Genomic DNA, 5,036 nt, shown 5'->3' with positions numbered 1-5,036 from the left:
ACACAGTACTAAAACAAAGAATTTAATTTTTAAGGAAAATCATCGTGAGATGATTACAAAATATATATTACGAGAGAGAATGAGAAATGAAAATGGCAGAAAAGAGAAAGAAAAGCCGTCTTTGGCTGAAAATTTTGATTGGAATTTTGATTGCGGTAATTGTAATTTACCTTGGAATTTGTTTTTACTTTATTAACTACGGGTTTGGAAGAAAGACGAAAACGCCGGATCAACCAACTCGCGAAGCCATTGAATGGCTTAATAAAACGCCGCAACAAACCTGGCATGAAACGGCGGTCGGTAATAAGGATATCAAGTTAGTTGCGCGGTATGTCCCTGCAGCTGAAAAAACAAATAAAACAATTGTGGTTGCCCATGGATGGCATGAGAACTCACAATTGATGGCCCGCTACATCAAAATGTTTCATCAATTGGGATACAATGTTTTAGCTCCTGATGATCGGGGAAGCGGTCGCAGCGGCGGTAAGTACCTTTCATTTGGGTGGCTTGATCGGTTAGATTATGTCAAATGGATCCATCAAATTATTGACCGGGAAGGCTCAAACGTTGAAATTGGCCTTTTTGGTGTAAGTATGGGCGGTGCAACCGTGATGAATGTCAGTGGTCAGAAACTTCCACCGCAAGTCAAGTGTGTGGTGGAAGACTGTGGTTTTAGCAGCATTCACCAAGAATTTTATGATGTGATCACGCATGATTTTCATATTCCAGCGGGACCGATTTTGGCTGGGGGAGCATATTTGGCCCAACCGATGATTGGGTTTAACTTTAATGATGCGAATACATTAAAGCAGCTGGCGAAGGATAAGCTTCCAATTCTATTTATTCATGGTGATAAGGATGATTTTGTTCGGACTTACATGGTTTATCAAAACTACCGTGCAACGAAAGCTCCAAAGGAAATTTGGATCACCAAAGACACTGGCCATGCCCATTCATTAAAAAATCATTATCAGGCATACAAGGCAAAGGTCGGCGCATTTTTTGCGCAATATTTAAGGTAGTCCGGAAGCAGAATGTGATAAAATAAAACCTATTAAATTGAAGTTAACGAATGCCACTTCATTTTATTTTTTATTAAAAATATGGCAAAATTAAAGTCAAGAAGTTAGTGGACTTGAGTGAAGGTGAGAACATGGCGATTAATTTGGAAGATGCGCAAATTTTACTGAAAGAACACCATTTGCTGAAAGAACAATTTACCGGCCAAAAAAGTAATTTTGAACATGTCACGTATGATTCGCGGCAGGTTGAGCAGGACACATTATTCTTTTGTAAGGGAAACTTTAAAAAGGAATATCTTGTGGATGCAATCGGTCATGGTGCAACCGGCTACGTTGCAGAAGAAAAGTTCGTTGATGACGGCCAAACTTCATTTTTGATTGTGACGAATGTTCAAAAAGCAATGGCGCTTTTAGGAGCTGCATTTTATGATTACCCCCAAAATGACTTATTTATAATTGGAATTACTGGAACAAAGGGGAAAACGACCAGTTCTTATTTTGCAAAGGGAATCCTTGATCAAGCGACTGCCAAGCATACTGCTTTGTTTTCAACCGTGAACCGGGTTGTGGGCCAGCAACCAGAAGATACTTTCAAATCAAATTTGACGACTCCGGAATCGCTTGATCTGTTTCACGATATGCGCCGGGCTGTTGATAACGGAATGACGCACTTGGTGATGGAAGTTTCGTCGCAGGCGTATAAGAAGAATCGGGTTTATGGCCTTCATTATAATGTTGGAATCTTTCTTAATATTTCACCGGACCATGTCGGTGAAAATGAACACCCGACGTTTGCGGATTATCTGTTCTGCAAGGAACAGATCCTTGCCAACGCCGATTATTGCATTTTAAATGTTGATACAGAGCATTTTAAGGATATCTATTATGCAGCTAAATCGGATGTTGAGACGGATCGGTTATTGACATTCACCCATACTGATAATCAAACCTTACCGGATGGGAATCAGATCGATATTCAAATTGAAAATCTTCAAGAAACACTGCTTGATAGTCAATTTAAATTGCATGCCTTAACGGCCAAGGCTAATAATCTTCACCTTGAGGGGACTTACTCAATTACAATTCCAGGAGATTATAACGAAGGCAATGCAACCGCAGCAATCATTGCATCTGTTCTTGGTAATGCTACGCGGACGGATGCGGTTGAAGGATTAAAGCATGTCAAGGTAGCTGGCCGAATGGAAATGGTTCAAACCAAGAATCACGGTTTAGTCTACATCGACTATGCGCATAACTATGCAAGTCTCCATGCCTTACTTGAATTCCTGAAAGCCCAACGGAAGGTTGAACGATTGATCGTTGTTGTGGGTTCCACTGGGAATAAAGGAGTCTCTCGCCGCGAAGGTTTTGGGAAGGCGTTAAGTCAAGGCGCGGATGTAGCGATTTTAACAAGTGATGATCCAGGATATGAAGATCCAATGAAGATTGCCCAAGAAATTGACCATTATATCGACCATCAACGGGTCCAGGTTATTTTTGAAATGGATCGGGCAACCGCGATTAAAAAGGCGATTGAAATGGGAAAGCCAAATGACGTGGTTGTTCTGGCTGGCAAGGGAGAAGACAAGTATCAAAAGATCAATGGAGTTGATACCCCATATCCAAATGATTTAAATGTTGCAAAAAATGTTGTGAAGGGATTAGAAGATGAACAGTAATTTACCAGATTTTACACCAGTTTTATTAGGAAGCGACTTTAACGTATATGGAATGGCGCGCTCATTTTATGAATTAACGGGCAAGCCGGTCAAAGCATTTGCAGAACAACAGTTAGCACCAACGCGATTTACCAAAATTGTTGATTTGGAATTAATTGACGGCTTTGCTGACGACCCGCAATGGATCAATTCAATGCTTAAGATTAAGGAACGGTATCGTAATCACCAAGAACCAGTAATTTTGATCGGTTGCGGTGATGGATATGCGGAATTGATTTCAAAACACAAGGACGAATTAAGCGATGTTTTTGTATGCCCGTACATTGATTTTGACTTGTTGAAACGGTTGAATAAAAAAGAATCATTCTATGAGATTTGTGACCAATACAATTTGCCGTATCCAAAGACAAAGGCCATTACTAAAGAAATGTGGGCCAGCGATGAACCGATTGAACAACCATTTGATTATCCCGTGGCTTTAAAGCCTTCAAACAGTGTTGAATGGGTCGACATTCATTTTGACGGCCGGAAGAAGGCTTACCGGGTGAAATCACGGCCTGAATTAGATGAAATTTTGCAAAAGGCATATACTAATGGCTATGAATCAGACTTCATTTTACAAGATTTTATCCCAGGCGATGACAGTAACATGCGGGTATTGAACGCTTATGTTGATCAAAACCACCACGTTAAAATGATGTGTTTAGGCCACCCATTATTGGAAGACCCGTCACCATCTGCAATTGGAAACTACGTTGCAATTTTGCCTGAATATAATAAAGACATTTATCAACGTTTCCAGAAGTTCTTGGAAGATATTAAATTTACCGGCTATGCAAACTTTGATATGAAGTATGATTCCCGTGACAACACATATAAGTTGTTTGAAATTAATTTGCGGCAAGGGCGGAGCAGTTTCTTTGTTACGCTTAATGGTTATAATCTTGCTCAATGGGTTGTTCGCGATTACGTAACCAAGGATCTTGCGGATGCTGAAACGGTATATGGAAACAAGGATGCCAATAAACATCAACTCTGGCTTGGAGTTCCCGTTAAGGTCTTCAAGAAATATGCACGTCAAAACGGCGATAAGGAACGGGCGCTTGATTTGATCGACCATAAACGTTATGGCATGACATACCGTTATGATAAGGACATGAATATTAAACGATGGGCACTCTTAAAGTGGATGGAACACATTTACACTAAGAATTTCAACCGTTACTTCAAAGAAAACAAAGGATGATCAGAATGAAGAAGTTCTTTACGATTATTGGTGGAATGGGCACGATGGCAACGGAAAGCTTTATTCATCAGTTAAATAAGCGAATTCCGGCAAGTTGTGATCAAGATTATCTTGACTATATTTTGCTGAACCATGCAACGATTCCGGATCGGACGGCTTATCTTTTGGATAATTCGAAACCAAGTCCATACCCTGATTTAGCCGAAGACATTCGGCAACAGGCAAAATTGAATCCGGAATTTTTTGCAATCCCATGTAATACGGCTCACTATTTCTATGATGACTTGCAAAAGTTAACGAAAATTCCGATCCTTCATATGCCGCGAGAAGCAGTTAAGGAAATTGGAAATAGGTATCCGAAAGCCAAACGGGTTGGATTGTTAGCAACTCATGGAACGATTGCAGATCATGTTTATGAAAATGAGATTAAAAAGGCTGGATATGAATTTGTCGGGCCGACAGATGCAATTCAAGCGAAAACGGATGAGTTAATTTATACGGATATCAAGGAACACGACTTTGTTGATCGGCAACTATTCCACGGCTTGGTTAAAACAATGATCAACGAACGAAAATGTGACGTGGTGATCTTAGGGTGTACTGAATTATCACTTGCCCAGGAACGGGAACCAGTCGATGGAATGCCAATTATTGATGGTCAAATCGTCTTGGTTGAACGAACGCTTGAAAAGGCAATGAAATTGCAAAAAGGAAAGTAATAAAAGAGGCTGTGACATAAGTCACTAAATTACAGGAGGCACTTCGGCGAGAATTCGCTGAAATGCCTCCTTTCATTTATAATAAATAAAAAAGAAGTTACCTCGCACGTAACTTCTTCATTAAGTATATAAGGAAGTGAAACTCCCCTATGAAAACCGGGAATAATTATAACACAAATCAAATGACTTTAGAAATTTCTCTCCAATTTAGACCTGAACCTGATCATCCAGCTTCATTAATTAACGACTTTATTGATAGTTTAAATATTGCTAAAAACTATATTTTTGGACGACCACAGGTCTATTCTTCTCCTGCATTATTAAAATTGATCTTATTTGCTTATTCTCGTGGTGTTTATTCATGTCGTAA

Annotated in this window: 4 protein-coding genes and 1 pseudogene; all 5 read left to right on the top strand. The window is 39.7% G+C overall.

What is annotated here, in order from left to right; all coding sequences use genetic code 11:
* Positions 1 to 92 precede the first annotated feature (92 nt).
* The gene (locus tag A3O17_RS06055; RefSeq protein ID WP_064208490.1) at positions 93 to 1,022 is read left to right on the top strand and encodes an alpha/beta hydrolase; all 930 of its coding nucleotides are present in this window, start codon (positions 93 to 95) and stop codon (positions 1,020 to 1,022) included.
* 131 nt (positions 1,023 to 1,153) lie between these two features.
* Positions 1,154 to 2,701 (top strand): UDP-N-acetylmuramoyl-L-alanyl-D-glutamate--2,6-diaminopimelate ligase, encoded by a 1,548-nt coding sequence (locus tag A3O17_RS06050; protein WP_064213138.1) that lies wholly within the window; start codon positions 1,154 to 1,156, stop codon positions 2,699 to 2,701.
* The gene (locus A3O17_RS06045) at positions 2,691 to 3,947 is read left to right on the top strand and encodes a carboxylate--amine ligase (RefSeq protein ID WP_064213137.1); all 1,257 of its coding nucleotides are present in this window, start codon (positions 2,691 to 2,693) and stop codon (positions 3,945 to 3,947) included. Before A3O17_RS06050 ends, A3O17_RS06045 begins: the two co-directional genes overlap by 11 nt.
* Positions 3,948 to 3,952: 5 nt before the next feature.
* On the top strand, positions 3,953 to 4,666 hold the full coding sequence (locus A3O17_RS06040; protein ID WP_064213136.1) for an aspartate/glutamate racemase family protein: 714 nt from the start codon (positions 3,953 to 3,955) through the stop codon (positions 4,664 to 4,666).
* A 149-nt stretch (positions 4,667 to 4,815) separates the two neighbouring features.
* A pseudogene (locus tag A3O17_RS07965) lies at positions 4,816 to 5,036 on the top strand (IS1182 family transposase); the annotation flags it as partial.

Source organism: Ligilactobacillus aviarius (genome assembly GCF_001654615.1).
In the GTDB taxonomy this organism is placed as follows: Bacteria; Bacillota; Bacilli; order Lactobacillales; family Lactobacillaceae; genus Ligilactobacillus; species Ligilactobacillus aviarius_B.
This window is presented reverse-complemented; position numbering and strand designations above follow the sequence as displayed.